The 18628-nt window shown below is 72.1% G+C and carries 15 protein-coding genes; 6 read left to right on the forward strand and 9 right to left on the reverse strand.

Going from position 1 to position 18628, the window contains the following annotated elements; translation table 11 throughout:
* Positions 1-1764, forward strand: coding sequence for an acetyl/propionyl/methylcrotonyl-CoA carboxylase subunit alpha (locus KO717_RS13965; protein WP_301367026.1), 1764 nt, complete (start codon positions 1-3; stop codon positions 1762-1764).
* 175 nt (positions 1765-1939) lie between these two features.
* On the opposite strand, the gene KO717_RS13970 is transcribed toward KO717_RS13965, so the two are convergent.
* Complete coding sequence (locus KO717_RS13970; RefSeq protein WP_189733088.1) at positions 1940-2890, reverse strand: DeoR/GlpR family DNA-binding transcription regulator; 951 nt, start codon at positions 2888-2890, stop codon at positions 1940-1942.
* Between the two features lie 175 nt (positions 2891-3065).
* Entirely contained in the window at positions 3066-4505 is a 1440-nt protein-coding gene (locus tag KO717_RS13975) for an NAD(P)H-quinone dehydrogenase (RefSeq protein ID WP_052873218.1), read from the reverse strand.
* A gap of 173 nt (positions 4506-4678) precedes the next feature.
* On the opposite strand from KO717_RS13975, the gene KO717_RS13980 reads away from it, so the two are divergent.
* The 3 genes from KO717_RS13980 to KO717_RS13990 all read left to right on the forward strand — a co-directional run bounded on the left by KO717_RS13980 (position 4679) and on the right by KO717_RS13990 (position 7896).
* Positions 4679-5116, forward strand: a complete 438-nt coding sequence (locus KO717_RS13980; RefSeq protein ID WP_030012228.1) for a gamma-glutamylcyclotransferase — start codon at positions 4679-4681, stop codon at positions 5114-5116.
* A 286-nt stretch (positions 5117-5402) separates the two neighbouring features.
* Positions 5403-6209, forward strand: a complete 807-nt coding sequence (locus KO717_RS13985) for a purine-nucleoside phosphorylase (RefSeq protein ID WP_030012483.1) — start codon at positions 5403-5405, stop codon at positions 6207-6209.
* Positions 6210-6237: 28 nt separating this feature from the next.
* Positions 6238-7896 (forward strand): phospho-sugar mutase, encoded by a 1659-nt coding sequence (locus KO717_RS13990; RefSeq protein ID WP_301367027.1) that lies wholly within the window; start codon positions 6238-6240, stop codon positions 7894-7896.
* 230 nt (positions 7897-8126) lie between these two features.
* Here the strand turns inward: KO717_RS13990 and KO717_RS13995 are convergent, their stop codons facing one another.
* From KO717_RS13995 to afsQ1, 3 genes are read right to left on the reverse strand one after another with little or no spacing between them, the layout of a single operon-like run.
* Complete coding sequence (locus KO717_RS13995; RefSeq protein WP_301367028.1) at positions 8127-8756, reverse strand: hypothetical protein; 630 nt, start codon at positions 8754-8756, stop codon at positions 8127-8129.
* Positions 8749-10179 (reverse strand): ATP-binding protein, encoded by a 1431-nt coding sequence (locus KO717_RS14000; RefSeq protein ID WP_437184637.1) that lies wholly within the window; start codon positions 10177-10179, stop codon positions 8749-8751. Before KO717_RS14000 ends, KO717_RS13995 begins: the two co-directional genes overlap by 8 nt.
* Positions 10180-10232: 53 nt before the next feature.
* The gene (gene afsQ1, locus KO717_RS14005) at positions 10233-10910 is read right to left on the reverse strand and encodes a two-component system response regulator AfsQ1 (protein WP_063754818.1); all 678 of its coding nucleotides are present in this window, start codon (positions 10908-10910) and stop codon (positions 10233-10235) included.
* A 188-nt stretch (positions 10911-11098) separates the two neighbouring features.
* Here afsQ1 and KO717_RS14010 point away from each other — a divergent pair, with 188 nt between their 5' ends.
* Complete coding sequence (locus KO717_RS14010) at positions 11099-11797, forward strand: SigE family RNA polymerase sigma factor (protein ID WP_301367029.1); 699 nt, start codon at positions 11099-11101, stop codon at positions 11795-11797.
* A gap of 155 nt (positions 11798-11952) precedes the next feature.
* Here the strand turns inward: KO717_RS14010 and KO717_RS14015 are convergent, their stop codons facing one another.
* The 4 genes from KO717_RS14015 to KO717_RS14030 are packed head-to-tail and all read right to left on the reverse strand — an operon-like array spanning position 11953 to position 17397.
* Positions 11953-13023, reverse strand: coding sequence for a C40 family peptidase (locus KO717_RS14015; RefSeq protein ID WP_301367030.1), 1071 nt, complete (start codon positions 13021-13023; stop codon positions 11953-11955).
* Between the two features lie 52 nt (positions 13024-13075).
* The gene (locus KO717_RS14020) at positions 13076-13558 is read right to left on the reverse strand and encodes a poly-gamma-glutamate biosynthesis protein PgsC/CapC (RefSeq protein ID WP_030009641.1); all 483 of its coding nucleotides are present in this window, start codon (positions 13556-13558) and stop codon (positions 13076-13078) included.
* Positions 13555-15150, reverse strand: a complete 1596-nt coding sequence (gene pgsB / locus KO717_RS14025; RefSeq protein WP_301367031.1) for a poly-gamma-glutamate synthase PgsB — start codon at positions 15148-15150, stop codon at positions 13555-13557. The genes KO717_RS14020 and pgsB overlap by 4 nt, the downstream gene beginning before the upstream one ends.
* A 6-nt stretch (positions 15151-15156) precedes the next feature.
* Complete coding sequence (locus KO717_RS14030) at positions 15157-17397, reverse strand: HAMP domain-containing protein (RefSeq protein ID WP_301374524.1); 2241 nt, start codon at positions 17395-17397, stop codon at positions 15157-15159.
* A 333-nt stretch (positions 17398-17730) separates the two neighbouring features.
* Here KO717_RS14030 and KO717_RS14035 point away from each other — a divergent pair, with 333 nt between their 5' ends.
* Positions 17731-18627 carry a hypothetical protein gene (locus tag KO717_RS14035; protein ID WP_301367032.1) on the forward strand — a complete coding sequence of 299 codons (897 nt, stop codon included), beginning with the start codon at positions 17731-17733 and terminating at the stop codon, positions 18625-18627.
* Position 18628: the final 1 nt, after the last annotated feature.

Raw genomic sequence — 18628 nt, forward strand, 5'->3', positions numbered from 1 at the left:
GTGCGCAAGGTGCTCATCGCCAACCGTGGCGAAATCGCTGTCCGCGTTGCTCGGGCCTGCCGGGACGCCGGGATCGGGAGCGTAGCCGTCTACGCCGATCCGGACCGGGACGCTCTGCACGTCCGCGCGGCCGACGAAGCTTTCGCGTTGGGCGGTGACACCCCGGCCGCCAGCTACCTGGACATCTCCAAGGTCCTCCAGGCCGCAGCCGACTCCGGTGCGGACGCCATCCATCCCGGATACGGCTTCCTCTCCGAGAACGCCGACTTCGCCCAGGCCGTGATCGACGCCGGCCTGACCTGGATCGGCCCGCCGCCGCAGGCCATCCGCGACCTCGGCGACAAGGTGGCCGCCCGTCACATCGCCCAGCGCGCCGGGGCGCCGCTGGTCGCCGGCACGCCGGACCCGGTCTCCGGGTCCGAGGAGGTCGTCGCCTTCGCCAAGGAGCACGGCCTGCCGATCGCCATCAAGGCGGCCTTCGGTGGTGGCGGTCGCGGTCTGAAGGTCGCCCGCACCCTCGAAGAGGTGCCGGAGCTCTACGACTCCGCCGTCCGTGAGGCCGTCGCCGCCTTCGGCCGCGGCGAGTGCTTCGTCGAGCGCTACCTCGACAAGCCCCGCCACGTCGAGACCCAGTGCCTGGCCGACTCGCACGGCAACGTCGTCGTCGTGTCGACCCGTGACTGCTCGCTCCAGCGCCGCCACCAGAAGCTCGTGGAGGAGGCCCCGGCGCCGTTCCTGACCGACGCTCAGAACGCGGAGCTGTACGCCGCCTCCAAGGCCATCCTGAAGGAAGCCGGCTACGTCGGCGCCGGCACCGTCGAGTTCCTCGTCTCCGCCGACGGCCTGATCTCCTTCCTGGAGGTCAACACCCGCCTCCAGGTCGAGCACCCGGTCACCGAAGAGGTCTCCGGCATCGACCTGGTCCGCGAGATGTTCCGCATCGCCGACGGCGAGGAGCTCGGCTACGGCGACCCGGTCCTGCGCGGCCACTCCATCGAGTTCCGCATCAACGGCGAGGACCCGGGCCGTGGCTTCCTCCCGGCGCCCGGCACGGTGACGAAGTTCGCCGCGCCGTCGGGCCCGGGCGTCCGCCTCGACGCGGGCGTCGAGTCCGGCTCCGTGATCGGCCCGGCCTGGGACTCGCTCCTGGCCAAGCTGATCGTCACCGGTGCCACCCGCGAGCAGGCCCTGCAGCGCGCCGCCCGCGCGCTCGCCGAGTTCGAGGTCGAGGGCATGGCCACGGCCATCCCCTTCCACCGTGCGGTCGTCGCCGACCCGGCGTTCGCCCCCACGGACGGCAGCCCCTTCACCGTCTTCACCCGGTGGATCGAGACCGAGTTCGTCAACGAGATCCCGGCGTTCACGGCCCCGGCCGCGGAGGACACCGAGGACGAGCCGGGCCGCGAGACGGTGGTCGTCGAGGTCGGCGGCAAGCGCCTCGAGGTCTCGCTCCCGTCGTCCCTGGGCATGACCCTGGCCCGCACGGCCGCCGCCGGTGGCGCGAAGCCGAAGCGCCGCGCGGCCAAGAAGTCCGGCCCGGCCGCCTCCGGCGACACCCTCGCCTCCCCGATGCAGGGCACGATCGTCAAGGTCGCCGTCGAGGAGGGCCAGCAGGTCAACGAGGGCGACCTGGTCGTCGTACTCGAAGCCATGAAGATGGAGCAGCCGCTGAACGCGCACCGCTCCGGCACCGTGGTCGGCCTCACCGCCGAGGTCGGCGCGTCCGTCACCTCGGGCGCCACGATCTGCGAGATCAAGGACTGACGTCCCGCTACGGGGTTCCCGGGGCTCCCGCCCCGGGGGCCCCGTTTCGCATGTGCGGCGCCGTTCCGGGGGCGCTGCCTCCGGAACCTCGATCGCCGGCGGGGCTGATCTTCAGCCCCGCCGGCGATTGAGGCGCGGGGTCCGGGGCGGAGCCCCGGCACACGGCCCGCAGGACCTAGCGGCGGCGCATGTCGGCCACGCGGGCCCGCTCCGCCTGCGGCTCCAGCATCCCGCCGGCGGCACTGCGCAGCTGCGCCGTCGGCCCGCCCCGGCGCTGCACCGGCAGCGGCGACTCGCGGCGCGGCCGCCGCCCCTGCATCCCGTCCACACCGCCGGAGGCCACGGCTCCGCCGGCCACGGTGATCTGCACGCCCTGGTCCGCCAGCGCCTGCAGCTCCGTACCCGCCCGGTCGTCGTGCGGTGGCGGCTCGTCCGTCACCAGCCGCGTCATCACATCGGTGGGCACGGTCTGGAACATGGTGTCGGTACCGAGCTTCGTGTGGTCGGCCAGCACCACCACCTCCGCCGCCGCCTGCACGAGCGCCCGGTCCACGCTGGCGGACAGCATGTTGGACGTGGACAGCCCGCGCTCGGCGGTCAGACCGCTGCCCGACAGGAAGGCCCGGGAGACCCGCAGCCCCTGGAGGGACTGCTCGGCTCCGCTGCCCACGAGGGCGTAGTTGGACCCGCGCAGGGTGCCGCCGGTCATGACCACCTCCACCCGGTTCGCGTGGGCCAGGGCCTGGGCGACGAGCAGCGAGTTGGTGACGACGGTCAGTCCGGGCACGCGGGCGAGCCGGCGGGCCAGCTCCTGGGTCGTGGTGCCCGCGCCGACGACGACGGCCTCGCCCTCTTCCACGAGGGAGGCCGCGACATCGGCAATGGCGGTCTTCTCCGCCGTCGCGAGATGGGACTTTTGCGGAAAGCCGGACTCCCGCGTGAAACCGCCCGGCAAGACCGCACCGCCGTGCCGGCGGTCGAGGAGTCCTTCTGCCTCCAGTGCCCGCACGTCCCGCCGTACGGTCACTTCGGAGGTCTGGACGACGCGGGCGAGCTCCCGGAGCGATACTGCTCCGTTGGCCCGCACCATTTCGAGGATCAATTGGCGACGTTCTGCAGCGAACACGAAACTGACAGTAACCCCAACGACCGTCTGCTTTCAGCTCTTTACGCCGGAATACCGAAGTTGTCCATAAAGCGGGGCGACTAGTGGTATACGCAGCCCGAGAGTTGCGTGAACTTCTCACCACGAATCAGCGCCCCGCCCCAAACCCCTTACGGCATGCGGCGGTTAGCCGGGATCAGGCCTCCCCGGCGGCCTTTCGCGTGTGCAGCTGGCGGGCCACCTCTGCGATCGAGCCGGAGAGCGAGGGGTACACGGTGAACGCGTTTGCGATCTGCTCGACCGTCAGGTTGTTGTCGACGGCGATCGAGATGGGGTGGATCAGCTCGCTCGCACGCGGGGAGACGACCACACCGCCGACGACGATGCCGGTGCCCGGACGGCAGAACATCTTCACGAAGCCGTCCCGGATGCCCTGCATCTTGGCGCGCGGGTTGCGCAGCAGCGGGAGCTTCACCACGCGGGCGTCGATCTTGCCGGCGTCCACGTCCGCCTGGGTGTAGCCGACGGTGGCGATCTCGGGGTCGGTGAAGACGTTCGAGGAGACCGTCTTGAGGTTCAGCGGGGCCACCGCGTCACCGAGGAAGTGGTACATCGCGATGCGGCCCTGCATCGCCGCGACCGACGCGAGCGCGAAGACGCCCGTGACGTCACCGGCGGCGTACACGCCGGGCGCGGAGGTGCGCGAGACCTTGTCGGTCCAGATGTGCCCGGAGTCCTTGAGCCGGACCCCGGACTCCTCCAGGTTCATGTTCTTGGTGTTGGGGATCGCGCCGACCGCCATCAGGCAGTGCGTACCGGTCAGCACGCGGCCGTCGGAGAGGGTGACCTCGACCCGGTCGCCCACCCGCTTGGCGGATTCGGCGCGCGAGCGCCCCACGACGTTCATGCCGCGGCGCCGGAAGACGTCCTCCAGCACGGCGGCGGCGTCCGGGTCCTCACCGGGCAGCACGCGGTCGCGGGAGGACACGAGGGTCACCCGGGAGCCGAGGGCCTGGTACGCGCCGGCGAACTCGGCGCCGGTCACACCGGAGCCGACCACGATGAGCTCCTCGGGGAGCTCGTCGAGGTCGTAGACCTGGGTCCAGTTCAGGATCCGCTCGCCGTCGGGCATGGCGTCGGGGATCTCGCGCGGGGTGCCGCCGGTCGCGATCAGGACGGCGTCCGCGGTCAGGATCGTCTCGGACCCGTCGGCGGCGGTGACGATGACGTCCCGGGTGCCGTCGATGCCCTGCGGCCCGCCGAGCTTGCCGCGGCCGCGCACCACGCGGGCGCCGGCCCGGGTGACGGAAGCGGTGATGTCGTGCGACTGGGCGAGCGCGAGGCGCTTGACGCGCCGGTTCACCTTGCCGAGGTCCACGCCGACGACGCGCGCGGCCTGCTCGATGTGCGGGGTGTCGTCCGCGACGACGATGCCGAGCTCCTCGTACGAGGAGTCGAAGGTCGTCATCACCTCGGCGGTCGCGATCAGAGTCTTGGAAGGTACGCAGTCGGTCAGGACCGAGGCCCCGCCCAGACCGTCGCAGTCGACGACGGTCACCTCCGCGCCGAGCTGGGCCCCCACCAGGGCTGCCTCATACCCGCCGGGTCCGCCGCCGATGATCACGATCCGGGTCACGAAAAGTCCGCCTCACGTCTTTCCGGCCGGCTGCCGCCCCGGCCGGTGTTCCGGGGGGTCTCCCCGGGGGATGCATTCCGTGCTCCATTGTCCCGCACGCTTCAAGGTGCTTCGCGCCCGGTCCCGCCATCCGGGCACGCGTGCACCGGCGCCCCTCCCGTACTCTCGACCACATGTCGCTCTACGCCGCGTACGCCGGCAACCTCGACCCGCGGCTGATGACGCGCCGCGCTCCGCATTCGCCGCTGCGCGGCACGGGCTGGATCAACGACTGGCGGCTGACCTTCGGCGGCGAGCAGATGGGCTGGGAGGGCGCTCTCGCCACGATCGTCGAAGCCCCGCGCCACCAGGTCTTCGTCGCGCTGTACGACATCGCGCCGCTGGACGAGGACTCGATGGACCGCTGGGAGGGTGTCGGACTCGACATCTACCGCCGGATGCGGGTGCGTGTGCACACGCTGGACGGCGAGGAGGCGGCCTGGGTGTACGTCCTGAACGGCTACGAGGGCGGCCTGCCCTCGGCACGCTACCTCGGCGAGATCGCGGACGCCGCCGAATCCGCGGGCGCCCCCCACGACTACGTGATGGAAATCCGCAAGCGCCCCTGCTGATCCCCTGCGGGGCCGCTCGACCAATCCAGCCCCACCACGGCACGGCTCCAGGGGCAGAGGCCCCTACTCCAGCCCCGCCAGGGGGCACCTCCCAGCGGTAGCTGGGGGAGCTTGAGGCGCGGGGTCGCGGGGCGGAGCCCCGATCTTTCGGCTCTGCCGACACCCACCGCACGAGGCCCCCGCCACCCCTTCGGGGACGTTTCGGCGGAAACGACAAGGCAACGATCCGAACACCGTGAGCTGTGCCATCTACGCGCGTAGGCCCGAAGGAGTTACGCTCGTCCGCGTGAACGCATCTGTTACCGACCCCTTCGCCGCCGCCGACGCCGCAGCCGCCCGCCTGCGTGAGCTGACCGGCGTGGACACCCACGATGTCGCCCTCGTCATGGGCTCCGGATGGGCCCCCGCCGCAGAGGCGCTCGGCGCCCCCGAGGCCGAGTTCCTCGTCACCGAGCTGCCCGGCTTCCCGCCCGCCGCCGTCGAGGGCCACGGCGGCAAGATCCGCTCGTACAAGATCGGCGACAAGCGCGCCCTGGTCTTCCTCGGCCGGACCCACTACTACGAGGGCCGAGGCGTCGCCGCCGTCGCCCACGGCGTGCGCACCGCCGTCGCCGCCGGCTGCAAGACCGTCGTGCTGACCAACGGCTGCGGCGGTCTGCGCGAGGGCATGAAGCCCGGCCAGCCCGTCCTGATCAGCGACCACCTCAACCTGACGGCCACCTCGCCGATCGTCGGCGCGAACTTCGTCGACCTCACCGACCTGTACTCGCCGCGCCTGCGCGCGATGTGCAAGGAGATCGACGCGAGCCTCGAAGAGGGCGTCTACGTCCAGTTCCCCGGCCCGCACTACGAGACCCCGGCCGAGATCAACATGATCCGCGTCATGGGCGCCGACCTGGTCGGCATGTCCACCGTCCTGGAGGCCATCGCCGCCCGTGAGGCCGGCGCCGAGGTGCTCGGCATCTCCCTGGTCACCAACCTGGCGGCGGGCCTGTCCGGCGAGCCGCTGAACCACGAAGAGGTCCTCCAGGCCGGCCGCGACTCGGCCGCCCGCATGGGCACGCTGCTGACGCAGGTCCTCGCCCGCATCTGATCGACGTACGAGAGCTAAGGCGGAAGCAGTGCAGGAACAGGCACAGTCACAGGACGACCTGATCATCCGGGCGCAGGCCTGGCTGGCCGAGGACCCGGACCCGGAGACGGCCGCGGAACTGGCCGCGCTCATCGAGGCCGGCGACACCGCGGAGCTCGCGGACCGTTTCTCGGGCACCCTGCAGTTCGGCACCGCCGGACTGCGCGGTGAGATCGGGGCCGGCCCGATGCGGATGAACCGCGGTGTGGTCATCCGGGCCGCGGCGGGCCTCGCGGCCTACCTGAAGGCCCAGGGCCACGACGGCGGCCTGGTCGTCGTCGGCTACGACGCCCGCTACAAGTCGGCGGACTTCGCCCGCGACACGGCGGCCGTCATGACCGGCGCCGGGCTGCGCGCGGCCCTCCTGCCCCGCCCCCTGCCGACGCCCGTCCTCGCGTACGCGATAAGGCACCTCGGCGCCGTCGCCGGCGTCGAGGTGACCGCGAGCCACAACCCGCCCCGGGACAACGGCTACAAGGTCTACCTCGGCGACGGCTCGCAGATCGTCTCCCCGGCCGACAGCGAGATCGCGGCGCAGATCGCGGCGGTCGAGAAGCTGGCCGACGTACCGCGCCCCGAGGCGGGCTGGCAGGAACTCGGCGACGAGGTCCTGGAGGCCTACCTGGCGCGCACGGACGCCGTCCTGACCCCCGGCTCCCCCCGGGGCGTGCGGACCGTCTACACGGCCATGCACGGCGTCGGCAAGGACGTCGTCATGGCGGCCTTCGCCCGGCACGGCTTCCCGGAGCCGGTGCTCGTCGCGGAGCAGGCCGAGCCCGACCCGGCCTTCCCGACCGTGGCGTTCCCGAACCCGGAGGAGCCGGGCGCGATGGACCTGGCCTTCGCGAAGGCCGCCGAGGTCCAGCCGGACATCGTGATCGCCAACGACCCGGACGCGGACCGCTGTGCCGTGGCCGTGCCCACCGTGGACGGCTGGCGGATGCTGCGCGGCGACGAGGTCGGCGCGCTGCTGGCGGCCCACCTGGTGCACAAGGGGGCCCGCGGCGTCTTCGCCGAGTCCATCGTCTCCTCCAGCCTCCTGGGCCGGATCGCGGAGGCGGCGGGCGTCGGCTACGAGGAGACCCTCACCGGCTTCAAGTGGATCGCCCGTGTCGAGGGCCTGCGCTACGGCTACGAGGAGGCGCTCGGCTACTGCGTGGACCCCGAGGGCGTCCGCGACAAGGACGGCGTCACCGCCGCCCTGCTGGTGGCGGAGCTGGCCTCGGTGCTCAAGGAGCAGGGCCGCACCCTGACCGACCTGCTGGACGACCTGGCGATGGCCCACGGCCTGCACGCCACGGACCAGCTGTCGGTGCGCGTCTCGGACCTGTCGGTCATCGCCGACGCGATGGCGGCGCTGCGCGCGCAGCCGCCGGTGTCGCTGGCGGGTCTGCGGGTGGTCTCGGCGGAGGACCTGTCCAAGGGCACGGAGAGCCTCCCGCCCACGGACGGCCTGCGCTACTACCTGGACGGCGCGTACAAGGCCCGGGTCATCGCCCGCCCGTCGGGTACCGAGCCCAAGCTCAAGTGCTACCTGGAGGTCGTGGTCCCGGTGGCCGAGGCCTCCGACCTGGCGGCGGCCCGCGTCCGCGGCCAGGAGGTCCTGGACGCGATCAAGAAGGACCTCTCGGTGGCCATGGGCATCTAGCCCTTCCCGCGCCGCTCGCGCGCCTCGGCCCAGGGGGCCTCACCGGCTTCGCGCCGCTGCGCCGGACTCCGTCCGCCGGGCACGAAGCCGGGGCTTCGGCCCCCTGCCCGGCCCGGTCCCGCCCCGTCCGGCGGGACCGGGCCATCAACTCCTCTCGGCCCCTTGAGCTCCGGCTCGGGGGGCCGGTTGCGTGTGCGGCGCGTGGACGCGTGGAGAAGGAGTGCGGCGCGTCAGGAAGGCGTGGGGGTCGGGCGGACCAGTTCGCCCAGCGTCGGCACCGACTCCGGCCGCGAGCGGACCGCCTCCGTGCATTCCCACGTCCGCGGCGGATCGGCGTCCGGCCCGCCCAGGGTCACGGGGCCCGGGGTCGCCTTCAGGGCCTCGCTGCCCGCGAGCGTGCACACGATCTGCGAGAGCGCCACCGGCGGCAGGTCCTCCGGCTTGCGGCTGAGCCGCACCGTGCCCGCCGGGTCGCCCGCCCTCGGTGCTCCCGCCGACAGCCCGACCGGGACCTCGCTCGTGAAGCCGGCGTCCCGCTCCTCCGTGGACGGCGTCCGCTCCAGCGCTTCCAGCAGCGCCTGCGCGACCATCGCCAGGGGGTCCCGTACGGGCATCTTCTCGGGAACCGGAACCACTCGCTCCACGCCCACCAGCTGAGATCCGCAGACCAGTTCCACCGTGGCCCGGAAGCCCTGCACCCCGCTCGGCTGCTCCTGCGTGTCGCAGGACACCCGGGACGGTGCCGGGCCCACGTCCACCGGTACGGTCGTCGCCCGGATCCCGCAGGCCGACGTCGCGAGCAGCAGGGCCCCCACGAACGGGGCCAGCACCGCCGGTAGCACCGGCAGAGCCCTACGCATCCTCGTCACCCGCGATCACCCTTCCCACGTCCACCGGCAGCCGCAGCGTGAACAGCGCCCCGCCGCCCGCCACGTTGGCCGCCGTGATGTCGCCGCCGTGGATGTGCGCGTTCTCCATGGCGATCGACAGGCCGAGACCGCTGCCGTCCGACTTCGGCCGCGACGCGCTCGCCTTGTAGAACCGGTCGAAGACGTGCGGCAGGACCTCCTCGGGGATGCCCGGGCCGTTGTCCTGGACCGCGATCACCAGCCACTCCCCCTCCACCGTCACCGACACCCGTACCGGCGAGCCGCCGTGCTTGAGCGCGTTGCCGATCAGGTTGGCGAGGATGACGTCGAGGCGGCGCGGGTCGAGGCGGGCCACGATGCCCCGCTCGGCGTCGAGTTCGACGGCGTCGAGCCAGGCCCGGGCGTCGATGCAGGCCGTGACCTGGTCGGCGACGTTCACGTCGTCCAGCACCAGCTTGGCCGTACCCGCGTCGAAGCGGGTGACCTCCATCAGGTTCTCCACCAGGTCGTTGAGGCGGCGCGTCTCGCTGACGACGAGCGCCACGGCCGGTGCGATCATCGGATCGAGGTCGTCGACCTCCTCCTCCAACACCTCGGCGACCGCCGTCAGCGCGGTCAGCGGCGTCCGCAGCTCGTGGGACATGTCCGCGACGAAGCGCCGGCTCGACTCCTCCCGCGCGCTCATGTCGGCGACCTTCTTCTCCAGCGCCTCGGCCGTCTTGTTGAAGGTGTGGGACAGGTCGGCGAGTTCGTCCGTGCCCGACACGTCGAGGCGGTGGTCGAGCTCGCCCTCGCCGAGCCGCCGCGCCGCGTCCCCGAGCCGCTGTACGGGCTTGAGCACGGTACGGGCCGCGGCCTGCGCCAGCAGGGCGGAGCCGAGCAGCGCGAGACCGGTGGCGATGGTCAGCGACCAGCCGAGCGCGTTCAGGTCGTCCCGCTCCTGCGCGAGGGACTTGGACATGTAGCCGGTGAGCCCGCCGCCCACGATCCGCGTCCCGCCGACGAGGTAGGGATTGCCGTGCGGCTTCGTCCGCTGCCAGTACACGTGGTACTCGGAGTCGTTCGCGGCGGTGGTCTTCTGCCGGTCGTTCACCGCGTTCTGCAGGGACTTCGGTACGTTGGCCAGCCCGAAGGAGTCGGGCCCCGCCGCGCCGAAGATCTGCCGGTTGTCCTTGCCCACCTGCACCAGCAGGACGCTGTATCCGGGGCTGCTGCCCGCCATCAGTTCGGCGGTGCGCTGCAGTTCCTCGGCGGTGGGATCGGCGGGCAGCGCGGCGGCCCGGTTCTGCATCTCCTGCCGGAAGTCGCCGAGGGCCGCGTCCTGGACGCGGGTGAGGACGGCCTCGCGGTTGAGCCAGTAGGCGATCCCGGAGGCCGAGACCGCAGCCGTGAGCGCGACCAGGCAGAACACCATGAGGAGCCGCAGCCGCAGGCTGGTCCAGCGCCGGCCCGCGAGCAACGCGCGGATCACTGCGGTGAGTCCAGGCGGTAGCCGACGCCCCGGACGGTACGGATCAGGGTGGGCGAGGACGGCACGTCCTCGACCTTGGCGCGCAGCCGCTGCACGCAGGCGTCCACGAGGCGCGAGTCACCGAGGTAGTCGTGCTCCCAGACCAGCCGCAGCAGCTGCTGGCGGGAGAGCGCCTGCCCGGGCCGGCGGCTCAGTTCGAGCAGCAGCCGCAGCTCGGTCGGCGTGAGCTGCAGGTCCTCCCCGTTCTTCGTCACGGTCATGGCGGCCCGGTCGATGACCAGGGAGCCGAAGCTCGCCGAGTCGCTCGACTCGCGCTCGCCGCGGCGCAGTACGGCCCGGATCCGGGCGTCGAGGACCCGGCCCTGGACGGGCTTGACCACGTAGTCGTCGGCTCCGGACTCCAGGCCGACGACCACGTCGATGTCATCGCTGCGCGCGGTGAGCAGGATGATCGGCAGCTGGTCGGTGCGGCGGATCCGCCGGCACACCTCGAAGCCGTCGATCCCGGGCAGCATCACGTCCAGCACGATCAGATCCGGCCGCTGCTCGCGCAGCAGTTTCAGGCCGTCCTCGCCCGTCGCCGCGGTGGCCACACGGTGGCCCTGGCGAGACAGGGAGAGTTCGAGGGCCGTGCGGATGGCGTCGTCGTCCTCGATCAGCAACAGGAAAGGCACGGGCTCATTCTGTCCCATCGGTAGTCGGGAGTTCGACCGTCGCGCGACGTGATCCTGTCGCGGTCCTGTCAGAAGTCGCTGTGACACGGCTGTGACAGTCGACGGACACCCCGGTTAAGTCGGCGGGGCAATCTTCTATCAACGCACAACGGACCGAAGCAGACACACTCCACGACGGGGGGCGCGAGATGAACACGCTGCACAGCACCACGACCAGCGCGGTTGTCACGCGGCTGCACGATGTGAACCGCCGGGCGGGTGTCCGTACGGTGGCGGTCGCCCGTCCCCGGCCGGCCCACGTCGTAGCCATTGACGCAAACCAGTACCAGGCGGTTCCCGCCGCCGAGCAGACTCCTTCCTCCACCTCGGAGGCGGAGTTCACGGCGTACGTCCAGGAGCGGCGTGCCGCCCTGTACGCGACGGCCTTCCACCTCACCGGCGACCGGTACGAGGCCGAGGACCTGCTGCAGAGCGCGCTGTTCTCCACGTACCGCGCCTGGGACCGGATCAGCGACAAGGCGGCCGTCGGCGGCTACCTGCGCCGCACCATGACGAACCTGCACATCAGCGCGTGGCGTCGGCGGAAGCTGAACGAGTACCCGACGGAGGAGCTGCCGGAGACGGCCTCCGACACGGACGCGATGCGCGGTACGGAGCTGCGCGCGGTGCTGTGGCAGGCGCTGACCCGTATCCCGGAGCCGCAGCGCACGATGCTGGTGCTCCGTTACTACGAGGGCCGCACGGACCCGGAGATCGCGGAGATCCTCGGCATCAGCGTCGGCACGGTGAAGTCGAGCATCTGGCGCTCGCTGCGCCGCCTGCGGGAGGACGAGGCGCTCAGCTTCGGCCGTGACGAGGCGGAGTCCTTCGGGGAGCTCGTCGCGTAACGCGGCACACACAGAAGCCATCGGGCCAGGGGGCCCGTCCTACGGGGGTGGGGCGGGGGCCGCGGGGGGAAAAGGCGGGATCGAGCGGACGGGGGTCCGCCTGATCCCGCCTTTTCATATGTCCGGTGCGTCCGCGGGCCGCGCGGACGGGCGGGTCACAGGCGTTTGGCGCTGCGCAGGGCGGCGGCGTAGTAGCCGTTGCCGTCGAGCCGGGAGGCACCGCCCTTGTCGCCGATGGTGGGGCCGTTGGCCTCTTCCCGGCTCGATATGAAGATCTTGTGCCCCTCGGTGTCGTTGCCGAGGTACATGCCGGTGTGGTCCAGCCGGTCGCCGGTGCGTGCGTCGAGCTTGAAGAACACCAGGTCGCCCGGCTGGAGGACGTCGACGGAGGCCGGCCGGTCCTGCGGGCCGACGCCCTTGAGGGCCAGGATGTCCACGCCGGCCTTCGAGCGGGCCATTCCGTTGGCGGTGCGCGGGAGTCCGTTGCCGCCGGTGTCGGAGGCCATCAGGGGGAAGCGGCCGCGGTAGCCGAAGACCGTGCGGATGAAGCCGGAGCAGTCCAGGGCCCGGTGCTTGGCCTTCTCCGGCTGTTCCGTGGTGCCGTTGCGGAAGGTGTAGGGGATGCCGAGGTAGTCGTAGAAGTCCGACTGCTCCAGGCGGAGGTCGTTGCCCTCGGAGCCCTTCGGGTTGAGCGGTCCGAAGGCCGCGTCGCCCGCGTACTGGACGCCGGCCGCGTCCTTCTTGACCGGTGCCTGGTCCCCGTACTGGAAGGCGATGGCGAAGAGGTCGTCCTCCTCGCTCCCGTAGTACTTCTTGAACCAGTCCTGGAACCACTGCTCGCGCTCCGCGCCGCTGCGCCAGCTCTCGGGGAGCAGGCGGACCCAGTTGTCGGTGACGACGCGGGTCTTGGTGGTGGCCGGCTCGGTGAAGGTACGGCTCTTGCCGGTGAGCGACGCGGTGCGCGCTCCGTCCGTGAAGGTGGCGAGGACGGCACCGTCCGCGCCGCGCAGGACCGAGCGCTCCGGGTTCTTAAGCCGCTCCCACTTCTGGGCGCCCTCCTGGGCGCCGGCCTTCTGCACCTGGTCGGTGACGCGCAGCACCTCGGGGGCCTTGGCCTGCTCCTCCTTGCGCAGCTCGTAGGTGAAGTACGCGCTGCCGGCCAGCAGGATCCCCACGACGGCGGCGTGCAGGACGGGTCGGGTGCGGCGGGCGGGCTTGGCGGTCATCGGTGCGCTCCGGGCGGTGCGGGTGGTCGGGCCGGCGTCGGTCGGGCGTGGGTCAGGCGTGCGGCATGAAGCCGAGGAGGATGCCCGAGGTCAGGACGACGTACGTCATGAGGGTCGCGGAGCCGGTGGCGAGCAGGGTGGCGCCCTTGGGCTGGCGGACGAGCTGATAGGCGATCAGTCCGGGGACGATGAAGCCGAGGGTCTGGTTCGCGTACAGCAGGGGGAACTTCATCTGGAGCACGATCACCACCGTGGCCTGGAGGAGCACGCCGATGAGGACGACGGCGGCGAACAGGCGCTTGCCGTAGAGGATGACGAACTTCTGGGTGACGAGGGTGAGCGCGTACGTCAGGGCGGTGATGCCGACGACGAGCGCGGCGCGCTGCAGGTCCTCGATGAGGGTGAGCGCGAGCCAGCCGGGGGTGATCATGCCACCGGGCGAGAGGTTCGTCGTCAGGTAGCAGAGCAGGGAGAACAGCAGGCCCAGCGCGATGCCGATCGCGGCGATCTCGGGGGTGAGGACTGCGGGGATCAACGGGGGTCTCCTGGGCTCTGCCACTGCGGGTTCGGGTCGGGCTCGTACGGGTCGGGCTCGTACGGGTGGGGTGGCCAGGGCTGCCCGTGCGGGTGCGGATACGGGTGCGGCTGCTGCGGGTAGGGGCCCTGCCGCCACGGTCCGTCCGGCTGCTGCGGGTACGGGCCCTGCGCCTGGTACGGCGGCCGGCCCTGGGGGGCGGTGGGCTGCTGCGGCGGGTGGACGTACTGCCGCGGCACGGGAGGCCGGGCGAACCTGGCTTCCTGGGCGGCGGTGAGGTCGGCGTACGGGTCGAGGTGCGGAACGTAGCGCGGCTGGGCGGGGGCGGCCTGCCGGGGTACGGCGGGCTCGCGGTCCGGGGCCACCGCGCGGGGTTCCTCCCGGTCGGGCTCCTCCCGGTCGGGCTCGTCCTCGAAGCCGGGGAGTTCCGCCAGGTGTTCCAGGAGGATCTCGCCCTGGCCGTGGATGTTGCCGATGGCGACCAGCGAGGAGCTCTCGCCCAGGTGGCCGAGCAGCTCGTTCATGAACTCCTCGCCGTCGCGCTGGTCGCCGCCGAGGTCGACGGCGCGCCCGCGCCACTCGGCCGGGATCGCGTCGATGGCGCTCTTGGCCGGGTGCCCGATCACGAAGACCTTGTCGGGCATCAGGTCCGGGACGATCGCGCCCATCTGGCCGTTGCGCTCGACGCGGTCAGGGCGGCAGTTGATCACGACGTTGAGGGGGCGGTCGACGGCGCCGAGGTCGAGGAGCTGGTTGATGTTCATCAGCGTCGACTCGGGGTCGTTCGCGGCGAAGACGTTGGCGAAGCGCACCCGCTTGCCGCCGGGGGCCACGTACCGCTCGACGGAGAGCACGCCGGGGTCCGGCGGGGCGTCGTACATCCCCTGGAGGGCGGTCTCGCGGTCGACGCCGAGGAGCTCGGCGACGGTGAGCGCGATGGCGACGTTCTCCTTGAACGTGAACCAGCTGAAGCCGCGCAGCTCGTCGTCGCTCACCGTGTCGGGGTCGGCGTAGACGAGCGTGCAGTTCCTCGCGTCGGCCTCCTCCTGGAGCACGTGGAAGCGCTCCTTCTCGGCGGTGACACAGATTCCGCCGTGCGGCATCGAGCGCGACAGGGAGCGCGCGATGTCGTCGAGGGTGGGGCCCATCTCGGCGACGTGGTCCTCGCGGACGTTGCACAGCACGCCGATGGTCGACTGGATCAGCTTGGACTGGTTGATCTCCTGGAGTGCGGGCATGACCGCCATGCACTCCATGACCAGGGCGTGCGGCCGGTAGGCGGCGGCGCGCCGGACGATGCCGATCTGTTCGACGACGTTGGCGATGCCGAACTTCCGGTAGACGGGCTCCTCGGTGGCGTCCGGGTGGATGAAGCGGGCCGCGGTGCCGGTGGTCTTGGCGACCGTCACCAGCCCGCCGCCGCGCAGGGCCCCCGCGCACAGCCGGGTGATGGAGCTCTTGCCGCGGATGCCGTTGACCAGCACCCGGTTCGGTATGTGCGCGAGGTTGGCGTAGTGCCGGCGCTGCTCGACGACGCCCGCGACGAGCATGACCAGGCAGCACAGCAGCAGCACGCAGTAGAGGAAGAGCACGGTGGATCAGTTCCTTCCGGCCGGGGTGGCACGGCCGGGCGTCCGGCCGGAGCTGCCGTCGGCGGCGTCCCGTTTGCGCTGCTCCAGCAGCTGGAGGCGGATGACTTCGAGGCTGCGGGTGACGGCGCCGACCTCGTCGTGGTGGGTCGGGTAGACGACGGTGCGGCGGTCGCCGCCGGCCAGGGCCTCCGCACGGCGGGCGAGGTCGCGCAGCGGCCGCACCACGATGATGTGGATCCAGCCGAGGCAGGCGACGGCGCCCGTGAGGCCGAGCAGTCCGGCCAGGACGGTGCGGTTCTGCGCGGTGTACGCGGGGATCTCCAGGCCCTTGGCCGGCTGCCGGGTGACGACGGTCCATTCCAGGGGCTGGGCCACGCCTCCGCCGGTCATCGGCGCCGCGGCGGCGATGGCGACGCCGCCGTCGCGGAGCAGGGCGCTCTTGGCGCGCGGGCCCTTGTCCGGCTTCTGATCGGCGCCGCTCTTCTCATTGGCGGCGCTCACGAGGGCGTCGAGCTTGTCGTCCGACAGCGGTGCGAAGGCCAGGTAGCCGTTGTTGCCGCCGATCACCCGGTGCTTGGCGTCGACGACGCGGACCTCGCCCAGGCCGGGCCGCTTGAGCAGGGCGTTGAGGAAGTCGATGCGCAGCTCGCCGACCACGGCGGCGCCGGCCAGGCCGGTCGCCTCGGCGTACTCGGTGATGACGGGCTGGTTGCCGCTGTCGACCAGGGTCACGGGCTGCTTCGAGGGGCCTTGGCCGGCAGGGTGGCGGGGCTTGCCGCCGGCGCGGGCCAGGACGGTGCCGTCGGCCTTCAGGACGTAGAGGGATTCGTAGCGTCCGTGCTGGTTGCGGGTGCGCTCCAGCAGCTCGGTCAGGTCGCCGGGGGTGGTCCTGTCGCTGATGACGGAGGCGACGGAGGTGAGGTCGGCGTGTCCTTCGTTGAGGGCGCGGCGTACCCGGTCGGCCAGGGTGTCGGTGCGTTCGCGCTGGTCGTCGACGATCGTTTTGGGGACGGCGACGGAGGTCCCCGCGCGGTTGAGCGTCAGCAGGAGCGGCGCCGACCAGACCAGGAGCAGGATCCCGCACACCCCGAGGAGGGCGCGGGTCCCGATCCGGGAGCGGCGGCCCCCGCGGGGGCCCTCGGTCTCCGCTGCGGGCTCGCCGAGGAGCTGGCGGCGCAGGCGGTCGAGGGCGGCGCCGATGCGGGCGGCCTCGCCGTACTTCGGCACGGTGACGGGCCGGTTCAGGTCGCCGCGGCCGATCCGGCGGCTCTCCAGGAACAGCCGGAGCAGCGGGCGCTGCACCGTGGTCACGAGCAGGGCGACGGCGAGCGCTCCGAGCACCAGCAGGGCGGCGGACGCGGCGGTCCAGAAGAAGGAGTCGACGGCGGCGGAACGTTCCTCGGCGACGCCGACGAACGAGACGACGGTGAGGCCGAGGGCGGTCGCGTCGGTGCCCACACCGGGCTGCGAGCCGGTGAGCTTCGCATAGCCGGCCACGGAGCGGTGGCCGTCCTTGGAGTCCCCGAGGAGGCTGCCGCTGACGCCCGCGAAGCCGCCGGAGCCGGGCTCCTTGGCCTGGAGGGGGTGCCGTCCGGCCTTCTGGGCGACGGTCTTCGCGAACTTCGCGAGCTGTTTCTTCTCCTGCCCGGAACCGCCGACGCCGTCGCTGCCGAGGACCTGGCCGGAAGAGTCGAGGACGGCGATGGCGCGGGATTTACCCAGGCTGACGCCCGGGACCTTCAGGCTGCTGGAGGCGACCAGGAGCTGCTGGGGGCGGTCGGGCCAGGACAGCAGGGCGAGGGTGAGCAGGCGCGTCTCGCCGTTCTCCAGCCGGACCATGCGGGGGGCGAGGCCGTTCTCCCCGTCGAGGGCGGTCAGGTCGAGGACGGTCAGCGGGAGGTTCTCGCCGCGCTGCGCCTCCAGCCGGCCCGACTTGATCTCGATCACGGCCGTGCCGCGCCACTTCTGGTAGACGCTGCCGAGCTTGTCGAGCACGGAGTCGGGCGAGACCGGTTCGCCGGAGCTGAACAGGGAGGCGGTCCTGCCGATGTCCGTGATGCTCTCGTCCAGGGAGGCGCGCAGGGCGATGGCGCCGTCCTCCGCGAAGTACTGCTGGGAGGTGAGGACGGCGGGCGGTACGGTCTCCCTGCCCACGTGTCCGAGCTGGAACGCGGTGAGGGCGGCGAGGGCCAGCAGCAGGGCGGACAGGGCCGCGATGGGCGGACGGATGCCGCCCAGCAGCGACATGTCGGCCCGACGGCGGTTCCGGTGCCGCCGCTGCGGTCGCGACGCGGCCAACGCGGGCTCCTCTTCGTTCATGTCCTGGAGCCGGTGCGGCCTAGGGAGTGTGATGATCTGGGCTTGCGGGGCGCGGCGGGTGCCGCGAGGACCTCGGGGCGTCCGGTCAGCACGGGCCGGTCGGCCGGCGGCGCCCGGTGAGGGGCGGGCCAGGACGAAGAGCGGAGGGACGGAAACCGGAGTGCATCACTCCGTTATTTTCGTATGACTATGAGCGCTCCACCGACCAGGCGAATAACGATTGCGGTTCTGTGCGGCGTTTTCATCGCCCTTTGTGCCGTTTTGACGCTTCGGCCGGAGAGCTCGGACAGCGCACCGCCGGCCCGCCCGGCCGGCCCCGCTCCCCAGCGCTCCGCCGACCCCGATCTGGAGCGGCGGATCGCCGCCTTCACCGCCGGCTTCAGCGAACGCGGGGGGTACCGCACCCCCACGGACCAGGAACGACTGGCGTTCACCCAGGCGTTCGCCCACCTGCTCGACGGCGATCCGGAAGCGGCGCGGACCGGCTTCTCCGAGATCGACTTCACCCTCCGCACCGTCACGGACGGCGCCGGCGGACACCGGTACGCCGAGGTGGCGGACGGGGTGAGTGAATCGGGCCACACCAGCCGCGGCTGGGGCCGGGTCTACGTCGACCTGGACCGGCCCGCACGCTGGTCGGTCCAGGTCCCCCACCCCGTCGCCGACAGCCGTACCGAACTCCTCGGCGCACGGGTGCTGCGCGGCGCACCGGGCGGGGTGCTGGTGCTCGCGGGCGCCCACCGCGATGCGGGCGAGGACGGGTCGGCGGACGTGGCACACCGCGACGACTCGGTCTTCCACGCCGCGGTGGAGGAGCTGGCACGGCGGAACCTGCCCGGAGTCCAGCTGCACGGGTTCGCCGACGAGTCGTTCCGCGGGCGCGACGCGGTGGTCTCCACGGGAGCGGGCGACAGCGCCCTGGCGGACGCGGAACGGCTGACCGCCGCGCTGCGCGGCGACGGCCTGGAGGTCTGCACGGCGTACTCCGCGCGCTGCAAGCTCGCCGGCCGGGAGAACGAACAGGGCCGGACCGCCGCCGACCGGCAGTCCCGCTTCCTCCACGTCGAACTGAACAAGACGCTCCGCGGCGACGACCGCGGCCTCGACCGGGCCGCGGCCGCGATCACCACCCTGACGGAACGCTGGTCCCGCCGGTGAG

Origin of the sequence: Streptomyces xanthophaeus (assembly GCF_030440515.1) — a bacterium.
GTDB classification, from domain to species: domain Bacteria; phylum Actinomycetota; class Actinomycetes; order Streptomycetales; family Streptomycetaceae; genus Streptomyces; species Streptomyces kutzneri.

What these genes read in the sequence shown, in the direction of transcription:
- KO717_RS14030 (WP_301374524.1), bottom strand. Translation starts at nt 17,397, where the DNA reads ATGTCGCTGCTGGGCGGCATCCGTCCGCCCATCGCGGCCCTGTCCGCC.
- KO717_RS14000 (WP_437184637.1), bottom strand. Translation starts at nt 10,179, where the DNA reads ATGGTGTTCTGCCTGGTCGCGCTCACGGCTGCGGTCTCGGCCTCCGGG.
- KO717_RS13995 (WP_301367028.1), bottom strand. Translation starts at nt 8,756, where the DNA reads ATGCGTAGGGCTCTGCCGGTGCTACCGGCGGTGCTGGCCCCGTTCGTG.
- KO717_RS14015 (WP_301367030.1), bottom strand. Translation starts at nt 13,023, where the DNA reads ATGACCGCCAAGCCCGCCCGCCGCACCCGACCCGTCCTGCACGCCGCC.
- KO717_RS13980 (WP_030012228.1), top strand. Translation starts at nt 4,679, where the DNA reads ATGTCGCTCTACGCCGCGTACGCCGGCAACCTCGACCCGCGGCTGATG.
- KO717_RS14010 (WP_301367029.1), top strand. Translation starts at nt 11,099, where the DNA reads ATGAACACGCTGCACAGCACCACGACCAGCGCGGTTGTCACGCGGCTG.